Annotated in this window: 29 protein-coding genes and 3 tRNA genes; 13 read left to right on the top strand and 19 right to left on the bottom strand. The window is 59.0% G+C overall.

What is annotated here, in order from left to right:
• Positions 1–40 precede the first annotated feature (40 nt).
• The gene (locus PDR5_RS15840) at positions 41–322 is read right to left on the bottom strand and encodes a peptidylprolyl isomerase (protein WP_007952068.1); all 282 of its coding nucleotides are present in this window, start codon (positions 320–322) and stop codon (positions 41–43) included.
• Between the two features lie 96 nt (positions 323–418).
• Positions 419–1,288: an esterase/lipase family protein gene (locus PDR5_RS15835; protein ID WP_064596978.1), complete on the bottom strand. Its 870-nt coding sequence runs from the start codon at positions 1,286–1,288 to the stop codon at positions 419–421.
• 340 nt (positions 1,289–1,628) lie between these two features.
• On the opposite strand from PDR5_RS15835, the gene PDR5_RS15830 reads away from it, so the two are divergent.
• Together PDR5_RS15830 and PDR5_RS30195 are read left to right on the top strand one after the other, a co-directional pair.
• Complete coding sequence (locus PDR5_RS15830; protein WP_237233718.1) at positions 1,629–2,420, top strand: hypothetical protein; 792 nt, start codon at positions 1,629–1,631, stop codon at positions 2,418–2,420.
• A gap of 16 nt (positions 2,421–2,436) precedes the next feature.
• Complete coding sequence (locus PDR5_RS30195) at positions 2,437–2,742, top strand: hypothetical protein (RefSeq protein ID WP_237233716.1); 306 nt, start codon at positions 2,437–2,439, stop codon at positions 2,740–2,742.
• A 61-nt stretch (positions 2,743–2,803) separates the two neighbouring features.
• Here the strand turns inward: PDR5_RS30195 and PDR5_RS15825 are convergent, their stop codons facing one another.
• Positions 2,804–3,880, bottom strand: a complete 1,077-nt coding sequence (locus PDR5_RS15825; protein ID WP_064596977.1) for a 3-deoxy-7-phosphoheptulonate synthase — start codon at positions 3,878–3,880, stop codon at positions 2,804–2,806.
• Positions 3,881–4,496: 616 nt separating this feature from the next.
• On the opposite strand from PDR5_RS15825, the gene PDR5_RS15820 reads away from it, so the two are divergent.
• The 7 genes from PDR5_RS15820 to PDR5_RS15790 all read left to right on the top strand — a co-directional run bounded on the left by PDR5_RS15820 (position 4,497) and on the right by PDR5_RS15790 (position 8,665).
• Entirely contained in the window at positions 4,497–4,940 is a 444-nt protein-coding gene (locus PDR5_RS15820; RefSeq protein ID WP_064596975.1) for a GNAT family N-acetyltransferase, read from the top strand.
• A gap of 127 nt (positions 4,941–5,067) precedes the next feature.
• Positions 5,068–5,709 (top strand): response regulator transcription factor GacA, encoded by a 642-nt coding sequence (gene gacA / locus PDR5_RS15815; RefSeq protein WP_032829778.1) that lies wholly within the window; start codon positions 5,068–5,070, stop codon positions 5,707–5,709.
• A gap of 2 nt (positions 5,710–5,711) precedes the next feature.
• Positions 5,712–7,535: an excinuclease ABC subunit UvrC gene (gene uvrC, locus PDR5_RS15810; RefSeq protein WP_064596973.1), complete on the top strand. Its 1,824-nt coding sequence runs from the start codon at positions 5,712–5,714 to the stop codon at positions 7,533–7,535.
• Positions 7,536–7,567: 32 nt separating this feature from the next.
• Positions 7,568–8,128 (top strand): CDP-diacylglycerol--glycerol-3-phosphate 3-phosphatidyltransferase, encoded by a 561-nt coding sequence (gene pgsA / locus PDR5_RS15805; protein ID WP_064596971.1) that lies wholly within the window; start codon positions 7,568–7,570, stop codon positions 8,126–8,128.
• 60 nt (positions 8,129–8,188) lie between these two features.
• Positions 8,189–8,264 (top strand) — tRNA-Gly (locus tag PDR5_RS15800).
• Between the two features lie 46 nt (positions 8,265–8,310).
• Positions 8,311–8,384 (top strand) — tRNA-Cys (locus PDR5_RS15795).
• Positions 8,385–8,578: 194 nt separating this feature from the next.
• Positions 8,579–8,665, top strand: a tRNA-Leu gene (locus PDR5_RS15790).
• A gap of 50 nt (positions 8,666–8,715) precedes the next feature.
• Here the strand turns inward: PDR5_RS15790 and PDR5_RS15785 are convergent.
• The 9 genes from PDR5_RS15785 to PDR5_RS15745 form a co-directional block, all read right to left on the bottom strand.
• Complete coding sequence (locus tag PDR5_RS15785; protein ID WP_064596969.1) at positions 8,716–9,000, bottom strand: hypothetical protein; 285 nt, start codon at positions 8,998–9,000, stop codon at positions 8,716–8,718.
• A gap of 82 nt (positions 9,001–9,082) precedes the next feature.
• Complete coding sequence (locus PDR5_RS15780) at positions 9,083–9,313, bottom strand: hypothetical protein (protein ID WP_064596967.1); 231 nt, start codon at positions 9,311–9,313, stop codon at positions 9,083–9,085.
• 120 nt (positions 9,314–9,433) lie between these two features.
• Complete coding sequence (locus PDR5_RS15775; protein ID WP_064596965.1) at positions 9,434–9,664, bottom strand: hypothetical protein; 231 nt, start codon at positions 9,662–9,664, stop codon at positions 9,434–9,436.
• A gap of 71 nt (positions 9,665–9,735) precedes the next feature.
• Positions 9,736–11,361, bottom strand: coding sequence for an ABC-F family ATP-binding cassette domain-containing protein (locus tag PDR5_RS15770; RefSeq protein ID WP_064596963.1), 1,626 nt, complete (start codon positions 11,359–11,361; stop codon positions 9,736–9,738).
• 143 nt (positions 11,362–11,504) lie between these two features.
• Positions 11,505–12,542 (bottom strand): DNA topoisomerase IB, encoded by a 1,038-nt coding sequence (locus PDR5_RS15765; protein ID WP_064596961.1) that lies wholly within the window; start codon positions 12,540–12,542, stop codon positions 11,505–11,507.
• A gap of 73 nt (positions 12,543–12,615) precedes the next feature.
• Positions 12,616–13,695: a molybdenum ABC transporter ATP-binding protein gene (gene modC / locus PDR5_RS15760; RefSeq protein ID WP_064596959.1), complete on the bottom strand. Its 1,080-nt coding sequence runs from the start codon at positions 13,693–13,695 to the stop codon at positions 12,616–12,618.
• A 3-nt stretch (positions 13,696–13,698) separates the two neighbouring features.
• Complete coding sequence (gene modB / locus PDR5_RS15755) at positions 13,699–14,379, bottom strand: molybdate ABC transporter permease subunit (protein WP_064596957.1); 681 nt, start codon at positions 14,377–14,379, stop codon at positions 13,699–13,701.
• Positions 14,380–15,135 carry a molybdate ABC transporter substrate-binding protein gene (modA, locus tag PDR5_RS15750; RefSeq protein ID WP_064596955.1) on the bottom strand — a complete coding sequence of 252 codons (756 nt, stop codon included), beginning with the start codon at positions 15,133–15,135 and terminating at the stop codon, positions 14,380–14,382.
• A 173-nt stretch (positions 15,136–15,308) separates the two neighbouring features.
• A complete protein-coding gene (locus PDR5_RS15745) occupies positions 15,309–16,370 on the bottom strand; it encodes an NAD(P)H-dependent flavin oxidoreductase (RefSeq protein WP_064596953.1) in 1,062 nt (353 codons plus the stop codon).
• A gap of 214 nt (positions 16,371–16,584) precedes the next feature.
• Between PDR5_RS15745 and acuI the strand changes: the two genes are divergently transcribed.
• Positions 16,585–17,568, top strand: coding sequence for an acrylyl-CoA reductase (NADPH) (acuI, locus tag PDR5_RS15740; protein WP_064596951.1), 984 nt, complete (start codon positions 16,585–16,587; stop codon positions 17,566–17,568).
• Here the strand turns inward: acuI and ada are convergent, their stop codons facing one another.
• The 5 genes from ada to PDR5_RS15720 all read right to left on the bottom strand — a co-directional run bounded on the left by ada (position 17,569) and on the right by PDR5_RS15720 (position 20,711).
• Entirely contained in the window at positions 17,569–18,642 is a 1,074-nt protein-coding gene (gene ada, locus PDR5_RS15735) for a bifunctional DNA-binding transcriptional regulator/O6-methylguanine-DNA methyltransferase Ada (RefSeq protein ID WP_064596949.1), read from the bottom strand.
• 88 nt (positions 18,643–18,730) lie between these two features.
• Entirely contained in the window at positions 18,731–19,393 is a 663-nt protein-coding gene (gene alkB, locus PDR5_RS15730; RefSeq protein ID WP_064596947.1) for a DNA oxidative demethylase AlkB, read from the bottom strand.
• Between the two features lie 5 nt (positions 19,394–19,398).
• Entirely contained in the window at positions 19,399–20,112 is a 714-nt protein-coding gene (locus PDR5_RS15725) for a 2OG-Fe(II) oxygenase (protein ID WP_064596945.1), read from the bottom strand.
• 91 nt (positions 20,113–20,203) lie between these two features.
• Positions 20,204–20,374, bottom strand: coding sequence for a hypothetical protein (locus PDR5_RS29880; RefSeq protein ID WP_172829486.1), 171 nt, complete (start codon positions 20,372–20,374; stop codon positions 20,204–20,206).
• Between the two features lie 34 nt (positions 20,375–20,408).
• Positions 20,409–20,711 carry a DUF1883 domain-containing protein gene (locus PDR5_RS15720; RefSeq protein WP_007958929.1) on the bottom strand — a complete coding sequence of 101 codons (303 nt, stop codon included), beginning with the start codon at positions 20,709–20,711 and terminating at the stop codon, positions 20,409–20,411.
• Positions 20,712–20,921: 210 nt separating this feature from the next.
• Here PDR5_RS15720 and PDR5_RS15715 point away from each other — a divergent pair, with 210 nt between their 5' ends.
• Together PDR5_RS15715 and PDR5_RS15710 are read left to right on the top strand one after the other, a co-directional pair.
• A complete protein-coding gene (locus tag PDR5_RS15715; protein WP_064596943.1) occupies positions 20,922–21,278 on the top strand; it encodes a hypothetical protein in 357 nt (118 codons plus the stop codon).
• Positions 21,279–21,350: 72 nt separating this feature from the next.
• On the top strand, positions 21,351–21,581 hold the full coding sequence (locus tag PDR5_RS15710) for a hypothetical protein (protein ID WP_011334337.1): 231 nt from the start codon (positions 21,351–21,353) through the stop codon (positions 21,579–21,581).
• Positions 21,582–21,583: 2 nt separating this feature from the next.
• Here PDR5_RS15710 and PDR5_RS15705 read toward each other — a convergent pair whose 3' ends face one another.
• Both PDR5_RS15705 and PDR5_RS15700 read right to left on the bottom strand, forming a co-directional pair.
• Positions 21,584–21,880: a hypothetical protein gene (locus PDR5_RS15705; RefSeq protein ID WP_064596941.1), complete on the bottom strand. Its 297-nt coding sequence runs from the start codon at positions 21,878–21,880 to the stop codon at positions 21,584–21,586.
• Positions 21,881–22,019: 139 nt separating this feature from the next.
• A complete protein-coding gene (locus PDR5_RS15700) occupies positions 22,020–22,208 on the bottom strand; it encodes a hypothetical protein (RefSeq protein WP_064596939.1) in 189 nt (62 codons plus the stop codon).
• 247 nt (positions 22,209–22,455) lie between these two features.
• Here PDR5_RS15700 and galU point away from each other — a divergent pair, with 247 nt between their 5' ends.
• The gene (galU, locus tag PDR5_RS15695; RefSeq protein ID WP_039768735.1) at positions 22,456–23,295 is read left to right on the top strand and encodes a UTP--glucose-1-phosphate uridylyltransferase GalU; all 840 of its coding nucleotides are present in this window, start codon (positions 22,456–22,458) and stop codon (positions 23,293–23,295) included.
• Positions 23,296–23,403: the final 108 nt, after the last annotated feature.

Raw genomic sequence — 23,403 nt, 5'->3', positions numbered from 1 at the left:
CGCCATCAGGCGGGCCGTTGCACAGCAGGTCGGGCTGAAATCAGTCCTGACGGCTGGTGACTTCCAGCAGGTGATAGCCAAACTGGGTCTTCACCGGGCCTTGCACGACGTTGATCGGTGCGCTGAATACCACGGTGTCGAATTCCTTGACCATCTGGCCAGGACCGAACGAACCCAGGTCGCCGCCCTGACGGCTGGACGGGCAGGTGGAGTTGGCCTTGGCCACTTCGGCGAAATCAGCGCCACCTTCGATCTGGGCCTTGAGTTCGTTGCACTTGGCTTCGCTGGAAACCAGGATGTGGCGGGCAGTGGCTTTAGCCATGGGGAAATTCTCCAATCAAATCGATAAAGGGTGGAGCCTACCGGATTCAGTGGTCGATTTCTCGGCAAAGTTCCGTTCGCTGGTCTGATGAGACATCTATAGATCAGCGGCTTGAAGGCGCAAGGCGTGCTCGACATAGAGACGTATCGAGTCGTTAGCCATGGCGTGGTGTCCGCTTGCCCGCCGCAGAGTATGCAGGTGATCGAGGGAGTAGTCGGAGCGGATCACGGTGCCCAGGTGAGAGCTGAAGCGACCGACAAGTCCGTCGTTCTGGGCGAGTTCTGTAATGAAGTATTCCGAGAGGGCGCAGCAGATGCCCTGGACAGGGTCGAGCGACGGCTCTTCGGGTTCGGGTACGACGCCGCTCCATGAAAAATAGCGAACGCCATTCACCCATTCTGCACCGTGACCGCCCCAGACCTCGGGCAGACCCTGCGGGTATTTGTCGTTGAAGTTGCCGACCCCCTCCGTTGTCAAGGCACCCAGCGCAGCCAGTGCGCTGTGCGGCAATGCCTTTTGCCCGCTGAGCAGTGACAGAAAATCGGCAAACCGGGTAGCTACATTCTGTGCCACGACCTCCGGAAGTCTTCCAGGTATCAACGCCTTGCGCAGGAAGTCCGCCAGTTCCGAGCCATGGTTTGGCCCGCTGACTGATGTAACAGACGCAACGTTGTGTGGGGCTAGCGCTGCAGCATAGCGTGCCGTGAGTGCGCCTTGACTGTGGCCGATCAGGTTGACTTTGGCCGCGCCTGTGCCCCTTAACACGGCGTTGATTTGCGAGAGCAGTTGCTCCCCCCGTATTTCATTGTCATGGATGACCGACAGATGGGGCACAAACACCTGCGCGCCAGCAGCCTTGAGCGCCTGTTTTACGTCGTGGAACAGTTCGAACGGGCCAATGCGCTCGAATCCGAACAGGCCATGCACCAAAAGAATAGGATGATTGGTTGTCGCATTTAGTAGCATTTTTCGTCCTTGATCGCAGATGATCGTCGATGTTTTCTGCTTGCCACTCTAAAACAGTCGTGAGGCTGGGGATGCCTGAAGAATCGCCGTCATGCGTTGGAAACTGGATCAATGCGTGTATGAATTTTCACTGCTGCATGAACTCCGCTTCGGAACATTCAGACAGCTCCCGCCTCGTCGAAAGTACTTTTCCCTTTTTTGCCTACTTCCTTTAGTGCGTTTGGTCATGGCTCGAACAGTAAGGAGCTGACATCCGATCGGTGGTGAAGCGGTTTAAATGGAGGCTCTTCGACGCAGAGCTCAGGCGACGTGTCATTTCCAGGGAATGGAGAGGCAACTGATGAATGATTTACAAGCAGCGGTCTTGCAAGAAAAGGACACAGGGATGGAGGGTGGCAGCGTTCAGTCGTTCGGACCCTGTCGGGAGGGCGCAGGGGCTTTGCCGTTGCCGGCGCCCACACTGGATTCGATTGTCGGCGCTGTCGTTGATCCGTCATTGAGCAAGGTTGTGGTGCGGATTGCGCCCTGGTCTGGAATGGCATGCGGTGACAGGGTCGTGTTGAGCTGGCATGGTTTCGATACAGAAGGCCTGCCGTATCGGCACGACATTGCGAGATCCGTCAGTGAAAGTCAGCTGGGCAAGGATGTCGTTCTGATCGTGCGGGACGTTCACATCGCAGCATTGGACGGGGGCACGCTGGAGGTGTTCTGGACATTGAACAGCGTCACGAGAACGGCGCCTGGTTCTTCAATGCGTACGCTGCTGGACGTCGGAGACGTCCGCTACAGTCTGTTACCGGTCCTCGTGGAGGATGCCGTCGGGGGCAGTCTCGATCCGGCTCGCGTACCCGACGGAACGACTGCCATCCTTCAACCCTATGCCGGAATGAGTGCAGGCGACCGGGTAGAGTTGATCTGGCAGGGGCCTTCGCCGGAGGCATCATTTCGAGACATTCTTATCGTTGAGTTCTTTGCTGTCGGTCAGCCCTTGGTGTTCGGAGTCGCGCCCGAATTCATCGCTCCGCATTTGGGGGGGCGAGGTGTTGGTTCACTACCGTGTAGAGCAGAAAAGCGGAGCCATTCGCGAGTCAGGCGCTACGCGGATCAGCATTGGCCCATTGGCACGAGATGAGCTACCGGCACCCCGAGTGCTTGAAGCGGAAGACGGCGTGCTTGATATGCATGACGCCACCGATGGCATCAGCGTGATGATAAGTGATGCGCAGGTGGAGGAGGGTGAGCTGGTTTATCTCAAGTGTGACGGCGAGTCGTTCTTCCACCGGGACGACCGCGAAATCATCGGGGGGATGGCCATGCAGCCGTTGGTTTTCATCGTGCCTTACCGGTTCTGGCGAGAGCATGTGAACACTGTTGTGCGACTGTCCTACTCGGTCGAACGGCTGGATGATGTCAGTCAGGAGTCCGCGGTGACACTGGTTCGCGTACAGGCTTGATCTAGCGTTGCGAACGTAGCCCGCCCTCCGCTTGAAATTCGGCGGAGGGCGGTGCTCATCATCAGACCGAAGTCTGTTTGCGCATACGATGGGCGGCGTCCAGCAGCAATTGTCTCGTAGCATCGAACCCGAGGCAGCCATCGGTTACCGAAACCCCGTAGCGAAGCGACTCGCTCAAGGGCTGGCATCCTTCGAACAGGTGCGATTCAAGCATCATGCCGATCAGCGAGCGTTCGCCCTGCAAACGCTGCTCCAGTACATGATTGAACACGTCAGGCTGGCGAAGGGGGTCTTTGCCGCTGTTGGCATGACTGCAGTCGACCATTATTCGGCTCGGGATTTTCAGTCGGTTCAATTCGCTGTTGATCCTGGAAACGCTTTCACGGTCGTAGTTCGGCCCCTGATGTCCGCCCCGCAACACCAGATGCGTATCCGGGTTGCCGAGCGTCGGGACGATAGCCGGATGGCCCTGGCTGTCCACGCCGAAATGGCGATGGGGATGAGCTGCCGAACGCATCGCATCGACGGCAATGGCGACACCTCCATCGGTTCCATTCTTGAAGCCGACCGGCATGCCGAGCCCGCTGGCCATTTCACGATGGATCTGTGATTCAGTGGTGCGGGCGCCAATGGCGACCCAGCTCAGCAAGTCGTCAAAGTACCCGGCGGCCATGGGTTGCAGCAGTTCAGTGGCGACCGGCAGTCCGAGGCGGATCATTTCCAGCATCAGTTCGCGCGATAGCGTCAGGCCCGCAGCCATGTCGTCGCTACCGTCGAGATGAGGATCGTATGCCAGGCCTTTCCAGCCAACGGTGGTGCGAGGCTTTTCAACGTAGGCGCGCATGACAAGCAACATGTCCTGACGGACTTCGCTGGCCAGTTGTGCGAGCTTTTCGGCGTATTCAAGTGCGGATTCGGGGTCGTGTATCGAGCAAGGGCCAACGATCACCAAAAGGCGTTGGTCTTCACCATTGAGAATCGCTCGGACCGCCTGGCGGTGGGCAACGACTTGATTGTTCAGGGCATTGCTGAGCGGCAATTGCTGCTTGAGTTGCAGCGAACTTGGCAGACGCAGGGTCAGTGCTTCGTTGGCAGAGTTCAGCGTGGACAGTGGCAGAGCAGAAACGGACGAGTTCATATTCGGTAATTCCTGGGCGGAGTGCGGGGGCTTCCCGCTTAATCGGCCCTACTGGGGTGTTCGACAATTGGCCGGATTGGCTACATGTGTTGGCTTGCCACCTGTGGGTGACCGATCGGAGGCGGCAGGTTGTCCCGAGCGGAGGCTGGTAAATCGCCAGGCGGAAAAACTGTCGTAACGGTAATAAGTGGCGTAGTTCATTGGTTGAATCCTCAAAGTGTCTGGTGTGTTGCTGAAAAAAGTTCGGGCCTGAAAAAACAAAACCCCCGGTCGGGAGGCCGACCGGGGGTTGAGAAATCTCTGGTAGGCGACCCGTTCAAATGGGCGCCGGTTGGGTATCAGGCGCGCCAGTGGCTAAACCAATACCCAAAATAAAAGCTTGCTGGAGCCGAGGCACCGTTCACCCGGGCAGCCGCAACCGAGCGCGAGGCGCTGGTGGTATGAAACTGTGAAAGGGCGTTGAACATGAGCTGTCTCCGATGAATGCGCCGAGCTTACTAGAGGCTGCTGCGCATCAGCAATCAGAAAATGCTATTGGAGTAGCAAGAAGGACTTTATGGGTTGAGCGCTCGCCTGGGTGTGCCACACTCTGCTTTTGACGCGTATCGAGGCAGGAATGAGTTTTGAACTGCGCCAGGCAACGGCCGCCGACCTGTCGTTTGTGCGAGAGCTGACTTGCCGAAACATGCTCCGCTACTACATTCACTATGACTTGCTGTGGCAGGACAAGGCGTTCGATGTCGCCTGGGCCGGGCGCGACAACTGGTTGATCCTTCAGGAAGGCGAGTTGACGGGGTATTTCAGTCTGAGCCGTGATGCTCGGGCCCTGTACATCCGCGAATTGCACATCGTCGAGAGCGCTCAAGGCCGGGGCGCAGGATCCTGGGCGATCGATCAGGTTGTTGCGATGGCGCGGCTGGAGCGTCGCCCGGCGTTGCGCCTGACGGTGTTCAAAAACAATCCGGCGCAAAACCTGTATCGAAGAAAAGGAATGTTGGTGCAAGGTGAGGACGAGTGTTTCCTTCGAATGCAGCTTGACGTGAGTACACCTGTGCTCTGAAACGCACGTCCGGCAAGCCCTCGATGAAGAATTGAAACTTTTTATATGTCGCTTGCCGCTAGGTCTGCCCCGCACTTTTTGCTAAGGTGTCCGGCATCCCAATAAGACCATATCGCGAGGTGTCTGCTTGATTAGGGTGCTAGTGGTCGACGACCATGATCTCGTTCGTACAGGCATTACACGTATGCTGGCCGACATCGATGGCCTGCAGGTGGTGGGCCAGGCCGAGTCCGGGGAAGAATCCCTCATCAAGGCTCGTGAGTTAAAGCCCGACGTGGTGCTGATGGACGTCAAGATGCCGGGCATCGGCGGCCTCGAAGCTACGCGCAAACTGTTGCGCAGCCATCCCGACATCAAAGTGGTTGCAGTCACCGTGTGTGAGGAAGATCCGTTTCCTACACGTTTGTTGCAGGCCGGTGCGGCGGGGTATCTGACCAAGGGCGCCGGGTTGCCGGAAATGGTTCAGGCCATTCGCCTGGTGTTCGCCGGCCAGCGCTATATCAGCCCGCAGATTGCCCAGCAACTGGCAATCAAATCCTTTCAGCCGACCAATGATTCACCGTTCGATGCGTTGTCGGAACGGGAAATCCAGATTGCGCTGATGATTGTCGGCTGCCAGAAGGTTCAGATCATTTCCGACAAACTGTGTTTGTCGCCGAAAACCGTGAATACCTATCGCTACCGCATTTTCGAAAAGCTCTCGATCAGCAGCGATGTCGAACTGACGCTGTTGGCGGTTCGTCACGGCATGGTTGATGCCAGCCTCTGACCATGACTGAAATATTCGATTCGGGCGCTTTTTTATCGACCGTCAGCGGGCGCCCCGGCGTGTATCGCATGTTCGACAGCGACGCGCGTCTGTTGTACGTAGGCAAAGCCAAGAACCTGAAGAAACGCCTGGCCAGTTACTTTCGCAAGACGGGCCTGGCGCCGAAAACGGCGGCACTGGTCGGGCGTATCGCCCAGGTCGAAACCACCATTACGTCCAACGAGACAGAGGCGTTGCTGCTTGAGCAGACTCTGATCAAGGAGTGGCGGCCGCCGTACAACATCCTGTTGCGCGATGACAAATCCTATCCCTATGTCTTTTTGTCGGACGGGCAATTCCCGCGCCTGAGCATTCATCGCGGGGCCAAGAAGGCCAAGGGTAAGTATTTCGGTCCCTATCCGAGTGCCGGGGCTATCCGCGAAAGCCTCAGTCTTCTGCAGAAGACGTTCTTCGTGCGTCAGTGCGAGGACAGCTACTACAAGAACCGGACCCGACCGTGCCTGCAGTATCAGATCAAACGTTGCAAGGCACCCTGCGTCGGGCTGGTCAAGCCTGAGGTTTACGCCGAGGACGTACGTCACTCGGTGATGTTCCTCGAAGGGCGAAGCCATGCGTTGACCAATGAGCTGTCGACGGCGATGGAAGAGGCTGCGGTTAACCTCGAATTCGAGCGCGCCGCCGAACTGCGCGACCAGATTGCCTTGCTGCGTCGAGTGCAGGATCAGCAGAGCATGGAAGGCGGAACGGGTGATATCGATGTGATCGCCGCATTCGTCAATCCGGGCGGTGCTTGTGTCCACCTGATCAGCGTGCGGGGAGGGCGGGTGCTTGGCAGCAAGAATTTCTTCCCCCAGGTCGGGATCGAAGAAGACGTAGCCGAAGTCATGGCTGCGTTTCTGGGGCAATACTTCATCAGCAGCCCGGAGCGCGACTTGCCGAGCGAGTTGATCGTCAATGTCGTTCACGAAGACTTTCCTGCGTTGATCGAGGCTATTCACACGCTCCGCGGACGCGAGCTGACCATCAGCCATCGGGTGCGCGGTACGCGTGCGCGCTGGCAACAACTGGCCGTGACCAATGCCGAACAGGCACTGGGTGCGCGGCTGGCCAATCGTCAGCACGTTGCCGCACGTTTCGAAGCGTTGGCAGAAGTGTTGAACCTCGACGAGCCGCCGCAACGGCTGGAATGCTATGACATCAGCCACTCCAGCGGTGAAGCCACGGTTGCTTCCTGCGTGGTGTTCGGGCCGGAAGGGGCAATCAAGTCGGATTATCGCCGCTACAACATCGAAGGTGTGACCGCTGGCGACGATTACGCCGCCATGCATCAGGCCCTGACCCGACGCTTCAGCAAGCTGAAGGAAGGCGAGGGCAAGTTGCCGGATATCCTGTTGGTGGACGGCGGCAAGGGGCAGTTGTCGATGGCGCGTGATGTGCTCAACGAATTGGCTGTTCCTGATCTGATCCTGCTGGGGGTCGCGAAGGGCGCCACGCGCAAGGCCGGATTCGAGACTTTGTATCTGAATGATGCGGCGCATGAATTCACCTTGCGGGGTGATTCTCCGGCGCTGCATCTGATCCAGCAGATTCGGGACGAAGCCCACCGCTTTGCAATCACCGGCCACCGTGCTCGGCGCGGCAAGACCCGCCGCACGTCAACGCTGGAAGGCGTTGCGGGTGTAGGGCCGACCCGGCGGCGGGACTTGTTGAAACATTTTGGTGGATTGCAGGAGCTGTCTCGTGCAAGCATCGAAGAGATCGCCAAAGCACCGGGGATCAGCAAAAAGCTAGCAGAGTCGATTTATGCAAACCTGCATAGTGAGTAGAATGCCCATTCACCTCGTAGCCAGTTGTGCCGATGAATATCCCTAATCTGATTACCGTTCTCCGCGTCCTGCTCATTCCGATCTTCATTCTGCTGTTCTATCTGCCCTACCAATGGAGCTATCTGGCCTCAAGTTCGGTATTCGCCTTTGCGGCAGCGACGGACTGGCTGGACGGCTACCTCGCGCGACGCCTGGAACAAAGCACGCCTTTTGGTGCGTTTCTCGATCCGGTAGCCGATAAGCTCATGGTCGCCGTCGCACTGGTCTTGCTGGTGCAAGAGCATGGCAACCTTTGGCTCACACTGCCGGCAGCTGTCATTATCGGTCGCGAGATCGTGGTCTCGGCGTTGCGTGAATGGATGGCCGAACTCGGTGCCCGGGCTCATGTGGCCGTATCCAATCTGGGTAAATGGAAAACTGCTGCGCAGATGCTGGCACTGGTGATTCTCCTGGCCAACCCCAAGGCTTTCAGTTTCTGGGTTCTCATGGGTTATGCGTTGCTGATGATCTCTGCAGGTCTGACCCTGTGGTCGATGGTTCAATACCTTCGCGCAGCCTGGCCACATCTGAAGACCGATGTAGAAAAGAAATAAAACTTTTTTGAATCAAAGGGTTGACGGGGCATCTGGAATCTATAGAATGCGCCACACCAAGCGGGAATAGCTCAGTTGGTAGAGCACGACCTTGCCAAGGTCGGGGTCGCGAGTTCGAGTCTCGTTTCCCGCTCCAATTTGTACAACGTTTGTTGTTGCGCTACTGACAGCAAATGTTTTGAGGCCGAGTAGCAAAATGGTTATGCAGCGGATTGCAAATCCGCCTACGCCGGTTCGATTCCGACCTCGGCCTCCACTATAAACAAGCTCCGTAGATCCATGATTTACGGAGCTTTTTTATTTGCGTTGCAGTGAAAGATTTTGTCTTTGAAACGGCAACTGCAAACTTGCTTCACCGGGAAGTGATGTATATATTTCCCCCTCTGCTGCCAATGTGCAGTCCTGTCAGGATTGTGAATCGTCGTCAGCACAGTGCAACATCGCGCTACCGCCCGAATGGCGAAACTGGTAGACGCATGGGACTTAAAATCCCCCGCTCGTAAGGGCGTGCCGGTTCGATTCCGGCTTCGGGCACCATGAATATCAAGGGCTTGCATGACATACCTCATGCAAGCCCTTTTTCGTGCTCATACAAACGCCTGCCCGTTAAATCCTCTAGGCAAACGCTGAAGCCCGGCCATAGCCGTCAACCGCTCGATCCACTCGGAACGCCAGTCGGACGCCGAGCGTGCAGCCCAGGATTGGCGAGCCGCGCGCCGCGCCTCATTGCGCTGATTTTTGCGCGCATCCTTGTACGCATCGGTATTGCGGCAACTACGGCACTTCACTCGATTGAGTTCGCTGCTGGAGGAGAGGTTGTTGCCCTTGTGCCCACAGGCCAGATGCCCGTCGACTTTGAAATGAATGACCATGGGACGTCTCCTTGGTGACGTGTAAAGGTTTTGACCTCTCACGACCAAGGGCGTTCTTTCATGCCCCAGGCGAATCGACGAGCTATCTGAAGCGTGGTAGTGGCCGATCATTGGGTTTGAGCGACGACAAGGTACTGCGAATGAGGGGAGTGTCCTTGTCGATATCGTTCAGCCGGTCGCGGATGCGCAGAGCGGTCGGGTGTCCGCCTTGATGATCGACCCAGTCGGCGATCTCTTTGCAAGCTGCCGCGAGACGCGCCTCCCGAGCCTCGAGCAAGGTAAGCAGAGTGGTGATGGACTCTTTTTCGGACATGGAGCACCTCCGTTCATTAATCCGTTCGGTAGCAGCAAAAAGCTCGCCAAGCGCGAGCTCTCTGCCGTTGGGGCGCTGCTCCTTCAGCTGGTTTGAGTATAGACCCGTAAATGACAGCTATCAGCCCGACGACTCGGGGGCGGTCACTTGCGAGCTGGCGGCGTTGAGCCGATGACATTCCTTGCGGGCGTCTTCTTCCCGGTCGTAACCATCGCCGATGAAACCACCGGTTCGCGTGTCGCAGATGCGATACCAGCCCAAGGCTTCGGCGGGCTCATGGAGCGTTTCTCCGGCGCGCCGGCCGTGGATGACAATCTTGTTGCAGCGTTTCACGACAAATATGTCTTCCATGGCGTCACCGCAGCTGATTCCTACCAGATCAACTATAGAAGCCCTGACCAATCGTGCAAAAAATAGGCAAGTCAGTTCGTCGGTTGCAGTTGCCAGCCTGACTGCCGCCAGCGCAGGTGGTGGGTCGGATTCAACGCCTCAAGGAAATCCTGATCGTGGGAAACGGCGACAATGGCGCCCGGAAATGTCTGCAATGCCCGCTCGAATGCTTCCACGGAAGGCAGATCCAGGTGATTGGTCGGCTCATCCAGCAACAATAGCTGCGCAGGATCCGATCGCCACAAGGCCAGTGCCAACGCCGCTTTCAGGCGTTCGCCACCGCTCAGCGACGCGCAGGGGCTCGTGGCGCGGCTCGCATCCAGTTGCAAGTGAGCGAGATAGCTGCGCAGAGTGCCCTCGGTCAGCGCAGTTCCCTGCATCATCAGCTGTTCGGTGATGGAGCGCTGATCGCTCAGTTGGGCCAACTGCTGATCCAGGAATGCTAAGGGCACGTGTGTTGTGGCGGTTCCGTTGATGGGTGCGAGTTCCCCGGCGAGCACCTTCAGCAAGGTTGATTTGCCGCAGCCGTTGGGACCGCTGACAGCGATCCGCATCGGGCCATGGATCGTGAGATTCAGTGCATCGCCCGGCAGCCACGGCAATCGGGCTTCACTCAGCGTGCAGATCTGACGGTTGTTGGGCACGGCGCTCCCGGGCAGGTTGATCAGCACGCTGTCCTCGGGCTGTACCCTGGCATAAGCCTCGCGTACCTGGGCATCGAGCTCGGACTTGCGGGCCTGATGTCCCTGACGGACATGCCCCATGATTTCCCGTGCGGCGCCCTTGATCGCGACGTATTCGAAACTGGCAATATTGGCGGTTTCGGCGTTGCGTCGGGAGTTGGCAGCGTGGCGCTGTATCGTGTCGTGCTCGCGTCGTAATCGAATCCGCTCGCGCTGGCGTTCGCTTCTGGCGCGGTCGAGACGTGCTTGCGCCGCTGCTTGATGAATTCGCTGATGCTCACGAAACGCCGAGTAATTGCCACCGAATTCGACAGCCCCCGACGCGCTCAACTCGAAGATGCGCTGCATCCGGTCGAGCAGTTGCCGATCATGGCTGACAACGATCAACCCGGTGTGCCAGCGCTCCAGTGAATTCATCAGCCATTGCCGTCCCGATGCATCCAGATGGTTGGTCGGCTCATCGAGGATCAGCAGCGGAGCCTGACTCAAAAACGCGCCAATCAGGGCGATGCGCGCTTGCTGGCCGCCACTGAGGTTTCCGGTCTCGTCGGTGAAGGCGACTTCGGTCAGCCCGGCGTCATCGAGCAAACGACGCAGACGGTCTGCCAGATCCCATTGTTCGCCAATCAGGTCGAAATCCTCGACTGATCCGCAGCCCCTGTTCATTCGATCCAGAGCCTGAAGAATTGCGGCGCTGCCGGTGGCCTCGGCGACCGTTTCGCCGGGTGCGGCAATAAAGGTTTGCGCCACGTAGGTCGTCGTTACGGAACGCGTCACGCTACCGGTGGTGGGTTGCCATTGTCCGGCGATCAGGCGCGCCAGTACGCTTTTGCCAACGCCATTGCGCCCGACGATGGCGGTCGGGGTGTGATCGAATTTCAGGTTGAGTGCAGTGAAAATCGTCTCGCCATTGGCGAACTGAAAACCCAGCTGGTTCAGGGAGACGAGAGCGGGCGTACGCGAGACGTGAGTCATCGGCACCTCCAAAAAATGTTGTGAGCATTGACAGGCGCCTTGAGCGGCGTGTCGCGATTACATTTTTGAAGGCTTAGTTGTTCACTTCTGCGGTCGTCCTGAGGAGGTAGGAGGGCGTAGCCTATTCGAGATGGGCGAAGGCTTCAAGGCGCTGTTGCCTTCTCTACCATGCGTTCGAGAAACAGGGCCAGCGCGACTTCTTCCTTGCGCAGCCCCTTGCGGACGCGCGGCTTCGGCAATTCGGCCAAGGCGCCGAGCATGAAGTGCTCCACCACCGCCGGGTGGATGTAGCATTTGCGACAGACCGCCGGCGTGTTGCCCAGTTGGCGGGCGACACCTTTCACCATCTCCACCACATGTCGCTTGGCTTCGGCCTCGGACTCCCATTGCAGCTCTCGCAGGACCGCCAACGCCAATGCGCTGCCGGCCCAGGTCCGGTAATCCTTGGCGGTGAAATCCGCGCCGGTCAGGGTTTGCAGGTAGGTGTTGACGTCGGAAGAGCTGACGCTGTGTCGCTCGCCGTTTTCATCCAGATACTGAAACAGGTTCTGCCCTGGTATTTCCAGGCAGCGCTTGATGATCCGCGCCAATCGCCGGTCCTTCACTGTGATCTGATGCTCGATGCCGCTCTTGCCGCGAAACTGGAACAGGATCGCGCTGCCGTTGACCTCGACATGCCGGCTGCGCAGGGTGGTCAGGCCGTAAGAGCGATTGTCCCGCGCGTATTGCGTATTGCCGACGCGAATCAGGGTGGCGTCGAGCAACGTGATGACCGTGGCCATGACTTTGTCGCGGCTGAACCCGGGCGATGCCAGCAGCGCTTCCAGCTGTTTGCGTAACTTGGGCAGCGCCAGCCCGAATTCGCGCAGGCGCGAATACTTGTCCGCGTCGCGCACTTCGCGCCAGCGAGCGTGATAGCGATATTGCTTGCGTCCACGGGCATCGCGACCGGTGGCTTGCAGATGGCCGCACGGGTCGGCGCAGATCCACACGTTGGTGTAGGCCGGCGGAACGGCCAGCGAGTTGATGCGCTTGATCTCGTCAGGGTCGGTGATGCGCTGGCCTTCGGGATTGAAATAGGCGAATTTTCCGCGCAGTTTTCTTCGGCTAATACCCGGCTGGGTGTCATCGACGTAATGCAGATCCGAAGGCAATACCTCGGTGAGCGCAGTATCGGGCATGGCGGATTTTCCTTCGCGGCAATCAGGCTGTTAAAACCATTGACCGCACGCCATGACGGACGTGCCCGCGGGTTTACGCCAGCACCGCGACGGCCTTGATCTGGGCCCACAATGACTGGCCCGGATGCACGCCGAGTTGGTCCCGCGAGTAGCGAGTGATGCGCGCCAGCAGTGGTGTGCCCCCAACATCGAGGCGGATAAGCACATGCGCGGCGTTATCCGCCGGCTGCTCGCTGACGACCGTAACCGGCAGTCGATTGAGGATGCTGCTGAACTCACTGTTTTGCAGAGTCAGGCTGATGTCTCGCGCGTGTACCTTGCAGCGAAGACTTTGGCCCGTCGTCATCGGCGCGTGGGTCACGCGAATGCTCAGTGGCGAGTCCGGCAGTTGCAGGGTGAGCAATTGATAGTCGGCATCGTAGCCGCTGACCTGGCCTTCGATGATCACCCCGGCGTCATTGTCCATGGCCAGCGGCAGATCGAGCCGCGCCAGGGTTTCACCAATCGGGCCGCTGGCCAGCGCTTTGCCGTCGCTGAGCAGCACCAGGTGGTCGGCGAGCCTGGCCACTTCGTCCTGGGCGTGGCTGACATACAGCACCGGGATTTCCAGTTCGTCATGCAGGCGTTGCAGGTAGGGCAGGATTTCGCTTTTGCGCTGACTGTCCAAGGCTGCCAGAGGCTCATCCATCAGTAGCAATTCAGGGCTGGTCAGCAGCGCCCTGGCGATGCCGACACGCTGACGCTCGCCGCCGGACAGATGCTGAGGGTGACGATCCAGCAAATGGCCGATGCCCAGCAGTTCGGTGGCTTGGGTCATGTCGACCCGGCGCTGCGCCTTGGGAATGCGTTTGAGGCCGAACTGCAGATTGGCCAGCACCGACAGATGCGCAAACAGGCTGGCTTCTTGAAACACATAGCCGACCGCACGTTTGTGTGGCGGCACGAAGATGCCTTTTTCGCTGTCCTGCCAGACCTGGTCATTGATGCGGATAAAGGCTTGCGGCGCGCGCTCGAGCCCTGCGATGCAGCGCAGGCACGTGGTCTTGCCCGAGCCGGACTGACCGAACAGCGCCGTCACGCCGCGACCGGGCAGCTGCAGATCAACGTCGAGGCTGAAGCCCGACCAGGCCAGTTTCAGGCGTGCATCAATCATCGATCAGCTCCAGCCCGTGCGGGTCTTGCGGCTGGAATACAGCGCCAGCAACACCAGAAACGAAAACACCAGCATCGCCCCGGCCAGCCAGTGCGCCTGTGCGTACTCCATGGCTTCGACGTGGTCGTAGATTTGTACGGAAACCACCCGGGTCTTGTCGGGAATATTCCCGCCGATCATCAGCACTACGCCGAATTCGCCGACGGTGTGGGCGAAGCCGAGGATTGCCGCGGTGATGAAGCCGGGGCGAGCCAGGGGCAGAATCACGCTGAAAAAAGTGTCCCAGGGATTGGCGCGCAAGGTCGCCGCCACTTCCAGAGGACGAATACCGATTGCGGAGAAGGCGTTTTGCAACGGCTGCACCACGAATGGCATGGAATAGAGCACCGAACCGATGACAAGGCCGGTGAAGCTGAAGGTCAAGGTGCCAAGCCCCAGCCACTGAGTGAAATGCCCGATGAAGCCATTGGGGCCAAGGGCCAGCAGCAGATAAAAACCGATGACCGTCGGTGGCAGCACCAGCGGCAGCGCGACAATCGCGCCGATGGGACCGCGCAGCCAGGAACGGCTGCGCGACAACCACAGGGCAATCGGCGTACCGACGACCAGCAGGATCGCGGTGGTCAGGGACGCCAGTTTCAGGGTCAGCCAGATCGCCGCGAAATCGGCACTCGTCAGCGCCATTTACAGTTGATAACCGTAGGACTTGATGACCGCAGCGGCTTTCGGGCCTTTGAGGTAATCAACCAGCGCCTTGGCAGCGGCATTGTCCTTGCCTTTGTTGAGGATCACGGCGTCTTGTTTGATCGGGTCGTGCATGTTCGCCGGAACGATCCACGCGGAGCCGCTGCTGACCTTGCCGTCTTTGTAGATCTGCGACAGGGCGACAAAGCCCAGCTCGGCGTTGCCGGTGGACACGAACTGGTAGGCCTGGGTGATGTTCTGGCCTTCAACGATCTTGGCTTTGGTGGCGTCCGTCAGTTTCAGTTTTTCCAGCACCTGAGTGGCGGCCAGACCGTAAGGCGCTGCTTTCGGGTTGGCGATGGACAGGTGCTGGTATTGGTTTTTCTTCAGGACATCGCCGTTGGCGTCGACGTAACCTTCCTTGGCCGACCACAGCGCCAGGGTGCCGATGGCATAGGTGAAGCGCGACCCCTTGACGGTGTCGCCTTCTTTTTCGAGTTTTTCCGGGGTGGTGTCATCGGCCGACAGGAAAACTTCGAACGGCGCGCCGTTTTTGATCTGGGTGTAGAACTGGCCGGTGGCGCCATAGGCTGCGACCAGTTTGTGCCCGGTGTCTTTTTCAAAGTCAGCGGCAATCGCCTGGATCGGTGCGGTGAAATTGGCCGCGACCGCGACTTGCACTTCATCGGCCTGAGCAGCGCCGATGGCGAATACCGCGAGCAGGGCAGGGGCAAAACGTGAGGCACGATTGATCATGTAACGGCTCCGTGGGTGGCAAGTGCAGTGGGCAGTTGTTATTGGAAGGTAGACTGCGCCGATGCGAAGGGGTGAAACGCTATATAGCGAAATATATAGCGAAATGCCGCCAAACAGGAAGCACTGCTTTTAAATCGGGCGAGGGCGCCACGCCCCTCACCCGTTCGGGTTCATCACCGCGTCAGTCTTGCCAGTGCGCCCTCAGCCAGTTGCCGGGTCAATTCAGCGCTGCCGAGGTCTTTGCCGAGTGTGAAGGCCTGGCCGGCCCAGAGGTTGCTGAAATCTGCTTCGCCCTTTGCACGCAGCGGCATCAAGGCACCGCCAGCCAGCGGAAAAGCGGGGGCCTTGTCCGACATCGGGCCCAGTTCGCGCATCACCCGATTGAGAATCCCCCGCGCCGGGCGTCCGGTAAACAGGTTGGTCACCGCCGTCTCGCTTTCCTTGGCGGTGCGTAAGGCCTTGTGATGCGACGCACTGACTTTCGCTTCCGGGGTAAACAGATACGCCGTCCCGACTTGAACCGCCGAAGCGCCGAGCATGAACGCTGCCGCGACGCCGCGCGCATCGGCAATCGCACCGGCCGCAATCACCGGGACGCTCACCGCGTCGACCACTTGCGGCACCAGGGCAAACGTACCGACCTGACTGCTCAGGTCAGCGCTGAGGAACATCCCGCGATGGCCGCCGGCCTCGTAACCCATGGCGATGATCGCGTCGCAACCGTTCTGCTCGAGCCAGATCGCTTCGTCGACGGTGGTTGCCGACGAGATGATTTTCGCACCAGTGGCCTTGACTCGATCCAGCAAGGATTTTTCCGGCAGGCCAAAGTGAAAGCTCACCACTTCAGGGCGAAATTCTTCCAGCACTTCACAGGCGGTCGCATCGAAGGGCGCACGGTTTGACACCGGCGTCGGCGCATCGAAATCGACACCCAGTTCGCGATAGTAGGGTTCCAGCAGGTTTTTCCATTCACGGGCTTTTTGCTCATCCGCGCCCGGAGCTTGATGGCAGAAAAAATTGACGTTGAATGGCTTGCTCGTGCCTTGGCGAATGGTCTTCAGTTCTTCGCGCAGTTGCTCGATGGTCAGCATCGCGGCCGGCATCGAACCGAGGCCACCGGCGTTGCAAGTTGCGATGACCATGGATGAATTAGTGGCTCCGGCCATGGGGCCCTGGATGATCGGCAGTTCGACGCCGAACAGGTCAAGAATGCGGGTATCAGGCCATTGGCTCATGGAATAGCTTCTCCGACGACAAAACAGGGCAGGGACGGTAGCAGCCGGTTTTTTAACGCAAAGCCACCCCCATGACCAGCACAGATTTGTAGCTTGAGCAGCGGGCGCTGGCTCGGTGTTCACGCCCGATTGGCTAAAAGTCGAGTGGGGCAAAATGTTGCAATGTGCTATTCCAATGCCTCGACATCCTTAATTTCACCGATAAGAGGCAGTCATGTTCAAAGGCATTCTGATCGATAAAGACGACAGCGGTTATCGCGCCAACCTGCAGGAAATCAGCGACGAGCAGTTGCCGGAGGGCGATGTGACAGTGGATGTCGCTTACAGCACGCTGAACTTCAAGGACGGCCTGGCGATCACCGGCAGCAGCCCGGTGGTGCGCAAGTTTCCGATGGTGCCGGGGATCGATCTGGCGGGCACCGTCGAAGTCAGCTCACACCCGGACTACAAGGTTGGCGACGCGGTGCTGCTCAATGGCTGGGGCGTCGGCGAAAGCCACTGGGGTGGCCTGGCGCAGAAGGCGCGACTGAACGGTGACTGGCTGATTCCGCTGCCCAAGGCATTCACCGCTGCGCAAGCCATGGCCATCGGCACGGCGGGTTATACGGCGATGCTGTGCATCATGGCGCTGGAACGCAACGGCGTGACACCACAACAGGGCGAAGTGCTGGTGACCGGCGCCAACGGTGGCGTCGGCAGTTTTGCCATCGCGTTGTTGAGCAAGCTGGGCTACCGCGTGGTCGCTTCTACCGGTCGAGTGTCGGAACACGAATACCTGACACAACTGGGTGCCAGCGAAATCATTGATCGCGCCACCCTGTCCGAACCCGGCAAGCCGCTGGCCAAGGAGCGCTGGGCGGGCGTCATCGATTCGGTCGGCAGCCACACGCTCGCCAATGCCTGTGCCAGCACCCGGGCCGAAGGTACCGTGGCTGCGTGCGGTCTGGCTCAGGGCATGGATTTTCCGGCGTCCGTGGCGCCGTTCATTCTGCGTGGCGTGACGCTGGCCGGGATCAACAGCGTGACTCAGCCCAAGGCGCGGCGCATCGAGGCTTGGGATCGCTTGGCGAAGGATCTGGATTTTTCCCTGTTGCCGCTGATCAGCCATGAAATCGGCCTCGGCGAAGCTATCGACGCGGCACCGAAGTTGCTGGCGGGGCAACTCCGGGGGCGAGTTGTCGTTGATGTGAATCGCTGATTACTGTCGGGTTTTGCCTTCACGCTCGAGCAATTCGCGCTTGCGCTCCACGCCCCAGCGGTAGCCCGACAAATTGCCGTCACTGCGCACAACGCGATGACAGGGGATCGCTACCGCCAGGCTGTTGGCGCCGCAAGCCTGGGCCACTGCACGTACGGCTTTTGGTGAGCCGATTTGCAGGGCGATGTCCGCGTAGCTGGCGGTGCTGCCGACCGGTATTTCGCGCAGCGCCTGCCACACCCGCTCCTGAAATGCTGTGCCGCGCACATCCAGCGGCAAATCCAGTCCGATGGCAGGCGCTTCGATGAAGCCTACGACGTGGGCGATCAGTTGTTCGAACTCGGCATCGGCGCCAATCAGGTTGGCCCGGCGAAACTGGTCCTGCAGGTCGCACACCAATTGGTGTGGATCGTCGCCCAGCAGAATCGCGCAGATCCCACGCTCGCTCTGTGCCACCAGAATGGCGCCGAGCGAGCACTGGCCGACAGCGAAGCGGATGTCGTTGTTCTGCCCGGCAGCCCGGAAGTCGCCCGGTTTCATGCCCAGCACCTGATCGGCCGCCTCGTAGAAACGGCTGTTGGAATTGAAACCGGCGTCATACAGCGCTTCGGTCACCGAGCCGCCGTCTGCCAGACGCTGACGAACCCGGCGCGAGCGATGCGCGGCTGCATAGCCTTTGGGCGTCAGGCCCGTCGCTGCTTTGAACACGCGATGAAAATGAAAGGCGCTCAGGCCAGCGGTCTCGGCGAGATCATTGAGTGCGGGCAGGCTGTCCGACGCTTCGATCTGGCGACAGGCTGCCGCAACGGTGGCGGCATGCTGCGCGGCGACCTCGGTCTGATCCTTGCTCACTCGTCTGCTTGGGCGATAGCCTGCGGCTTCGGCTTCTTCGGCGGTATCGAAGAACTCGACGTTCTGTGGTTTCGGCAAGCGAGCCAGGCTGCTGGGGCGGCAATAGATGCCGGTGGTTTTCACGGCATAGACAAACTGGCTGTCCGCCCGAGGGTCGCGCGCCACGACAGCGGCCCAGCGTGGATCGTCTTCAGTGTTCAGCGAGGTGGTAAGCGTTTTCATGATGGAGAGTCCGTTGACCTGTTGAATTTCAGGTTAACCAGTGCCACCGGCCGGAACACTCCGAGCCTTGCGGTCAAACTTTGCAGAATTATCCGGCGGTGCGAAACGTGAGATTGAAGCGTTGTTCGCCCAGGCGCGGGTGCCGGCCAGGTTTGATCGGCAGGATGCCGTGGTAGCGCAACCGGTCGGCGCCGCCCCAGATCACCATGTCGCCGTGCAGCAACGGGATTTTCTGGCTCCTGTCGCCGCGCGCGAAACCGCCGAACAGGAACGTCGCGGGCAGGCCCAATGACAGCGAAACGATCGGCGCTTCGTAGGCGTTTTCGTCTTTGTCCTGATGCAACGACATCTTCGCGCCCGGAATATAACGATTGATCAGGCAGGAATCCGGCGTGAAGTCGGCAAATCCGGCGCGTTTCGCTGCTGCCTGGGCCAGTTCGCGAAATACCTCGGGCATCGCCGGCCAGGGTCGATGGCTCACGGGATCTTCGGATGAATAGCGGTAACCGCTGCGATCGGTGATCCAGCCCAGTGCACCGCAACTGCTGGTAGCCACCGACATGCTGAACCCCCCGGGCGTCATCATGTGGCGCAACGGAGCGCAGGCTATGATCGATTCCAGGGCCGGCAACAACTGCTCGATTCGCGCCAATGCAAAGCCGCGCAACACCCAGGATTGCTCGCCGATCTGTTCGGCGCGCCGTGGTTGCTCGGATTCTGTGTCGGCGAACAGGTCGAAGGTGGTTTGCATGATCGTCAGGTCGCGTCGTGGAAGATGATGCCCAGAGTATGCCGTTTTCCGCTGTGCAGTCGGCTGACACCGTGGCGCATGGTCACCCGGTAGTCACCGCGCACGCCTTTGACCGGGCGCTGGCTGACGGCAAAGATCAGCGCGTCGCCTTTTCTCAGGTCCATCACCAGCGGGCGCGACTGCATTCTCGGACGTTGTTCGGTCATGACGAACTCGCCACCGGTGAAATCTTCGCCAGGTTCTGACAGAAGAATCGCCACTTGCAGCGGAAACACATGTTCGCCGTACAGATCCTGATGCAGACAGTTGTAGTCCTGCGGGTCGTATTGCAGCAAGAGCGGGGTAGGCCGCAGTTGACCGGCGGCGTGGCAGCGCTCGAGAAATTCGCTGTGTTGCGCTGGAAAACGCTCCGGTAGTCCCATTCGTTCATGCCAGCGGTTGGCCAGAGGCACGAGTCGCGGGTAGAGCGCGCTGCGCAGGCGTTCCACCACGGATGGAAGCGGATAGCGCAGGTATTTGTATTCCCCGCGTCCGAAACCATGGCGGGCCATGATCACCTGGGACCGGAACGGTTCGCTTTGTGGGTAAAGCGCACTCAATCGATCGCAGGTCTCCGGGCGCAGCAGCGTGCGGATGACGGCACAACCGTCCTGATCCAGTTGCCGCTCCAGGGCGATCCAGTCGAGCGCAACGAGCGGGGAGGCGGGTGAGGATGACATGCTGATTCCTTGGCTTGCATTCAGGTATCAGTCTGGGCCGTCCACCCGGCCGGAACACTCCGCCGCTTGCGGTCGAATTGTCACCCGGGTCTTACAGGGCCTTGCTGACGCTGATGTCGCTTATCTCATCAGCGCTCTGGCCGTGCAGGGCATCCAGTGCGGCCTTGGCTTCTTCCGGCGTGCCGTTTTCCAGCTGGGCGAACTCGAAGCGGCGCTCACCGTTGAGTTTGTACTTGATCACGTATTTGGTTGTTTGGGCCACGTTGATGCTTACCTGTCTGCGTTGGCGGAACCGCTCAGCTGAGTTTGGAGCTGGAGCGGCGGATGATTTTGATCGAGTGCGTCAGGGTTGGCTTGCGGGTCACGCTGATCGCGCGGCGGTTGACGGTGTCGATGGTGATGTTCCAGAAACCGGTGCTCGGGGCGGTAATGCGGGCCGGGAATGTGTCGAAAGCACCGCCGTGATAGGTGTGACGGCCGCCATTTTTGAAGCTGCGGAAGTTGGCGTCGTTCATCAAGCGGATGTTGCAGGTTTGCGAGCATTGAATGACGACGATGTCGTCTTCGTTGAGGTGCTCGCGCTGGTGAATGAATTTCATGGGCGCCTCCAGAAGGGCTTTTTCTAAAAAATCAAAACGATAGCATTGTCGATTGGCGCAGTTTATCAGCCCGGACGGGTTATTATCCGGCCGTCGGGCAGCGCTTTGACAATTAAAAACAGAATTCACGATTCGATGTGGGTTAAATGCAGTGTGCCTCGGAGAAAAACGGCATTCATGCTGTCGGAGGGTCTTTATTGGAGGTTTTGTATGAAGTGGGGTGTGGTGATTCTGCCGTTGGCATTGGCAATGGGTGGTTGCGCAAGTGTTTCGGAAATCAATGAAACACTGCCGACCATGAACGTCATTTCCGGCAAGAAGCCCCATGAATATGCTGAATGCCTGGCCGAAAAGCTGTCCAGCAGCCGCGGTGCCCTGCAGGTAGAGCGGCACAAGGACGAGGTTCGGGTCATTGTGCCGGGCAAGCTGGGATCGGGTCCGGCGGCGGTGTTTGACATCGAGGATCGCTCCGGTGGCAGCAGCATCAAGCTGCACGAGCGGATGTCCAACGTGCCGCTGCGTCCATGGGATGTACGCAAAGCCGCCACGGCCTGTATTTCCGGCTGATAGACTGTCAGCAGTCAGCATTGATGCCGTCACAGCGTTGCTGTGGCGGCATTGTCATTTCCGGAGCGGTGAATGAAGAGAGAGCAGGTGCGGGAGCGACACAAGGAAGGGCTTATTGCGGCTACCCATGTGATCCAGAACCCGGCGAATCCGGGGGAGTGGATCGTGTTTTTCAAGAAAAGCGCCGGGCGCAGTTACTTCCTAGTCGACGATAACGACGAAGTCGAGTCCTTCAACCGGCTCGACGACCTGATCGAGGTCGTGCGCGGGCTGGGGATCAAGTTCGCCGAAATTCACATGTAAGGCTACTTGCAGACCACTACCACGCTGCGGTTTTTGTAGTTGCCGACGTCGACGCCCAGCGTCTTGTCGTCTTCCTTGGGCGCCGGTGTGCCGTCAGTTCCGACGATGCGATAACCGGTTCCGGCGCAGGACGCGTCAGCCTTTTCATAGCAGGTGGCCCAGGAATTGGCCTCGCCGGAGCAATCAATGCTCAACCCTTGTTCACCATTGTTCAGGTAAGTGGTCTGCGAAGTGGCACAGCCGGTCAGGGCGGCGAGTGCAATCAGCGGCAGGAAACTGATGAGGGAACGGTTGGTCATGGCAATGTCATCTTCGAGGAGGAGGGGGCTAGACGCTATGACAGCGCCGGCAGGAAAAGGTTATAGCGATTGGCCACTTCTTTTCGCGCAGCCAAAAAAAGCCCTGCGCAATGGCAGGGCCGGCCTTCATCATTACCGATCAGTCTTGTTCCTTGCCGCGACGTTTCGGGGCTGCGGGCGTGTAATCGAGCACCGCGGCGACTTCAATCGCCATCGCCTCTGTGGGCAACGGGCCGGACACGTCTTCGCCGTTGGCGGCAGTGATATGCCACTGGCCATCTTTAGCCTTGGCGACGGTGTACCCGTTGATGATTTTTGCTGCGGACATCTAGCGGCCTCGTTGGCTGGTTCAAAGGCGCCATGATAACGGTAAATGGGCGAGCGGGCGCAGCTCGATGCGGCGTTCCGAGATCTTTGGGCTAAGCTGAATGCGCAGCCTCTGTGAGCGGATTGAACTATCCGCCAGATTATTTCTCTATGTTGACATCGGTTAGCCAGTGCGGGGCATTGTAAGGTGCACGCCGCCTGATTAGACTGCGCCGAAACTCGTACACACAGCCCTTTCAAGGACTTATATGATCAAGAAATGCTTGTTCCCAGCAGCCGGTTACGGTACTCGCTTCCTCCCAGCGACGAAGGCCATGCCCAAAGAAATGCTGCCGGTGGTAAACAAGCCACTGATCCAGTACGGCGTCGAAGAAGCTCTGGATGCTGGCCTGAACGAAATTTCCATCGTGACCGGCCGTGGCAAGCGCGCCCTGGAAGACCACTTCGACATCAGCTACGAGCTGGAAAACCAGATCAAGGGCACCGACAAGGAAAAATACCTGGTCGGTATCCGCAAGCTGCTGGACGAGTGCTCGTTCTCCTACACCCGCCAGACCGAAATGAAAGGCCTGGGTCACGCGATCCTGACCGGTCGCCCATTGATCGGCGACGAACCGTTCGCCGTGGTGCTGGCGGACGACCTGTGCGTTAACCTCGACGGTGACGGCGTACTGACCCAAATGGTCAAGCTGTACAAGCAGTTCCGCTGCTCGATCATCGCGATTCAGGAAGTCGATCCGCAGGAAACCAGCAAGTACGGCGTGATCGCTGGCGAAATGATCCGCGACGATATCTACCGCGTACACAGCATGGTCGAGAAGCCAAAGCCGGAAGACGCGCCGTCGAACCTGGCGATCATCGGCCGCTACATCCTGACTCCGGACATCTTCGACCTGATCGAGCAGACCGAGCCAGGCAAGGGCGGTGAAATCCAGATCACCGACGCCCTGATGAAACAAGCCCAGAACGGCTGCGTGATGGCTTACAAGTTCAAGGGCAAGCGTTTCGACTGCGGTGGTGCTGAAGGCTATATCGAAGCCACCAACTTCTGCTTCGAAAACTTCTACAAGACTGGCAAGGCTTACTGATAGCGCCTGATCTGCCTGTACGAAAAAGCCACCTTCGGGTGGCTTTTTCATTTTCCGCCCCTATATCGGCAGGAGTGCTTGCCCAACGGACGACGGCGGGTATGCTGA

The organism is Pseudomonas sp. DR 5-09, from assembly GCF_001655595.1.
Lineage (GTDB): Bacteria > Pseudomonadota > Gammaproteobacteria > Pseudomonadales > Pseudomonadaceae > Aquipseudomonas > Aquipseudomonas pharyngis.
Note: the sequence above shows the minus strand (reverse complement) of the source record. Positions and strands in the feature narration are given on the sequence as shown.

Bases quoted from the DNA above. Each gene is read 5' to 3' on its own strand.
- PDR5_RS15840 (WP_007952068.1), bottom strand. From the start codon at position 322: ATGGCTAAAGCCACTGCCCGCCACATCCTGGTTTCCAGCGAAGCCAAG.
- PDR5_RS15835 (WP_064596978.1), bottom strand. From the start codon at position 1,288: ATGCTACTAAATGCGACAACCAATCATCCTATTCTTTTGGTGCATGGC.
- PDR5_RS15830 (WP_237233718.1), top strand. From the start codon at position 1,629: ATGAATGATTTACAAGCAGCGGTCTTGCAAGAAAAGGACACAGGGATG.
- PDR5_RS15825 (WP_064596977.1), bottom strand. From the start codon at position 3,880: ATGAACTCGTCCGTTTCTGCTCTGCCACTGTCCACGCTGAACTCTGCC.
- PDR5_RS15820 (WP_064596975.1), top strand. From the start codon at position 4,497: ATGAGTTTTGAACTGCGCCAGGCAACGGCCGCCGACCTGTCGTTTGTG.
- uvrC (WP_064596973.1), top strand. From the start codon at position 5,712: ATGACTGAAATATTCGATTCGGGCGCTTTTTTATCGACCGTCAGCGGG.
- pgsA (WP_064596971.1), top strand. From the start codon at position 7,568: ATGAATATCCCTAATCTGATTACCGTTCTCCGCGTCCTGCTCATTCCG.
- PDR5_RS15785 (WP_064596969.1), bottom strand. From the start codon at position 9,000: ATGGTCATTCATTTCAAAGTCGACGGGCATCTGGCCTGTGGGCACAAG.
- PDR5_RS15780 (WP_064596967.1), bottom strand. From the start codon at position 9,313: ATGTCCGAAAAAGAGTCCATCACCACTCTGCTTACCTTGCTCGAGGCT.
- PDR5_RS15775 (WP_064596965.1), bottom strand. From the start codon at position 9,664: ATGGAAGACATATTTGTCGTGAAACGCTGCAACAAGATTGTCATCCAC.
- PDR5_RS15770 (WP_064596963.1), bottom strand. From the start codon at position 11,361: ATGACTCACGTCTCGCGTACGCCCGCTCTCGTCTCCCTGAACCAGCTG.
- PDR5_RS15765 (WP_064596961.1), bottom strand. From the start codon at position 12,542: ATGCCCGATACTGCGCTCACCGAGGTATTGCCTTCGGATCTGCATTAC.
- modC (WP_064596959.1), bottom strand. From the start codon at position 13,695: ATGATTGATGCACGCCTGAAACTGGCCTGGTCGGGCTTCAGCCTCGAC.
- modB (WP_064596957.1), bottom strand. From the start codon at position 14,379: ATGGCGCTGACGAGTGCCGATTTCGCGGCGATCTGGCTGACCCTGAAA.
- modA (WP_064596955.1), bottom strand. From the start codon at position 15,135: ATGATCAATCGTGCCTCACGTTTTGCCCCTGCCCTGCTCGCGGTATTC.
- PDR5_RS15745 (WP_064596953.1), bottom strand. From the start codon at position 16,370: ATGAGCCAATGGCCTGATACCCGCATTCTTGACCTGTTCGGCGTCGAA.
- acuI (WP_064596951.1), top strand. From the start codon at position 16,585: ATGTTCAAAGGCATTCTGATCGATAAAGACGACAGCGGTTATCGCGCC.
- ada (WP_064596949.1), bottom strand. From the start codon at position 18,642: ATGAAAACGCTTACCACCTCGCTGAACACTGAAGACGATCCACGCTGG.
- alkB (WP_064596947.1), bottom strand. From the start codon at position 19,393: ATGCAAACCACCTTCGACCTGTTCGCCGACACAGAATCCGAGCAACCA.
- PDR5_RS15725 (WP_064596945.1), bottom strand. From the start codon at position 20,112: ATGTCATCCTCACCCGCCTCCCCGCTCGTTGCGCTCGACTGGATCGCC.
- PDR5_RS15720 (WP_007958929.1), bottom strand. From the start codon at position 20,711: ATGAAATTCATTCACCAGCGCGAGCACCTCAACGAAGACGACATCGTC.
- PDR5_RS15715 (WP_064596943.1), top strand. From the start codon at position 20,922: ATGAAGTGGGGTGTGGTGATTCTGCCGTTGGCATTGGCAATGGGTGGT.
- PDR5_RS15710 (WP_011334337.1), top strand. From the start codon at position 21,351: ATGAAGAGAGAGCAGGTGCGGGAGCGACACAAGGAAGGGCTTATTGCG.
- PDR5_RS15705 (WP_064596941.1), bottom strand. From the start codon at position 21,880: ATGACCAACCGTTCCCTCATCAGTTTCCTGCCGCTGATTGCACTCGCC.
- PDR5_RS15700 (WP_064596939.1), bottom strand. From the start codon at position 22,208: ATGTCCGCAGCAAAAATCATCAACGGGTACACCGTCGCCAAGGCTAAA.
- galU (WP_039768735.1), top strand. From the start codon at position 22,456: ATGATCAAGAAATGCTTGTTCCCAGCAGCCGGTTACGGTACTCGCTTC.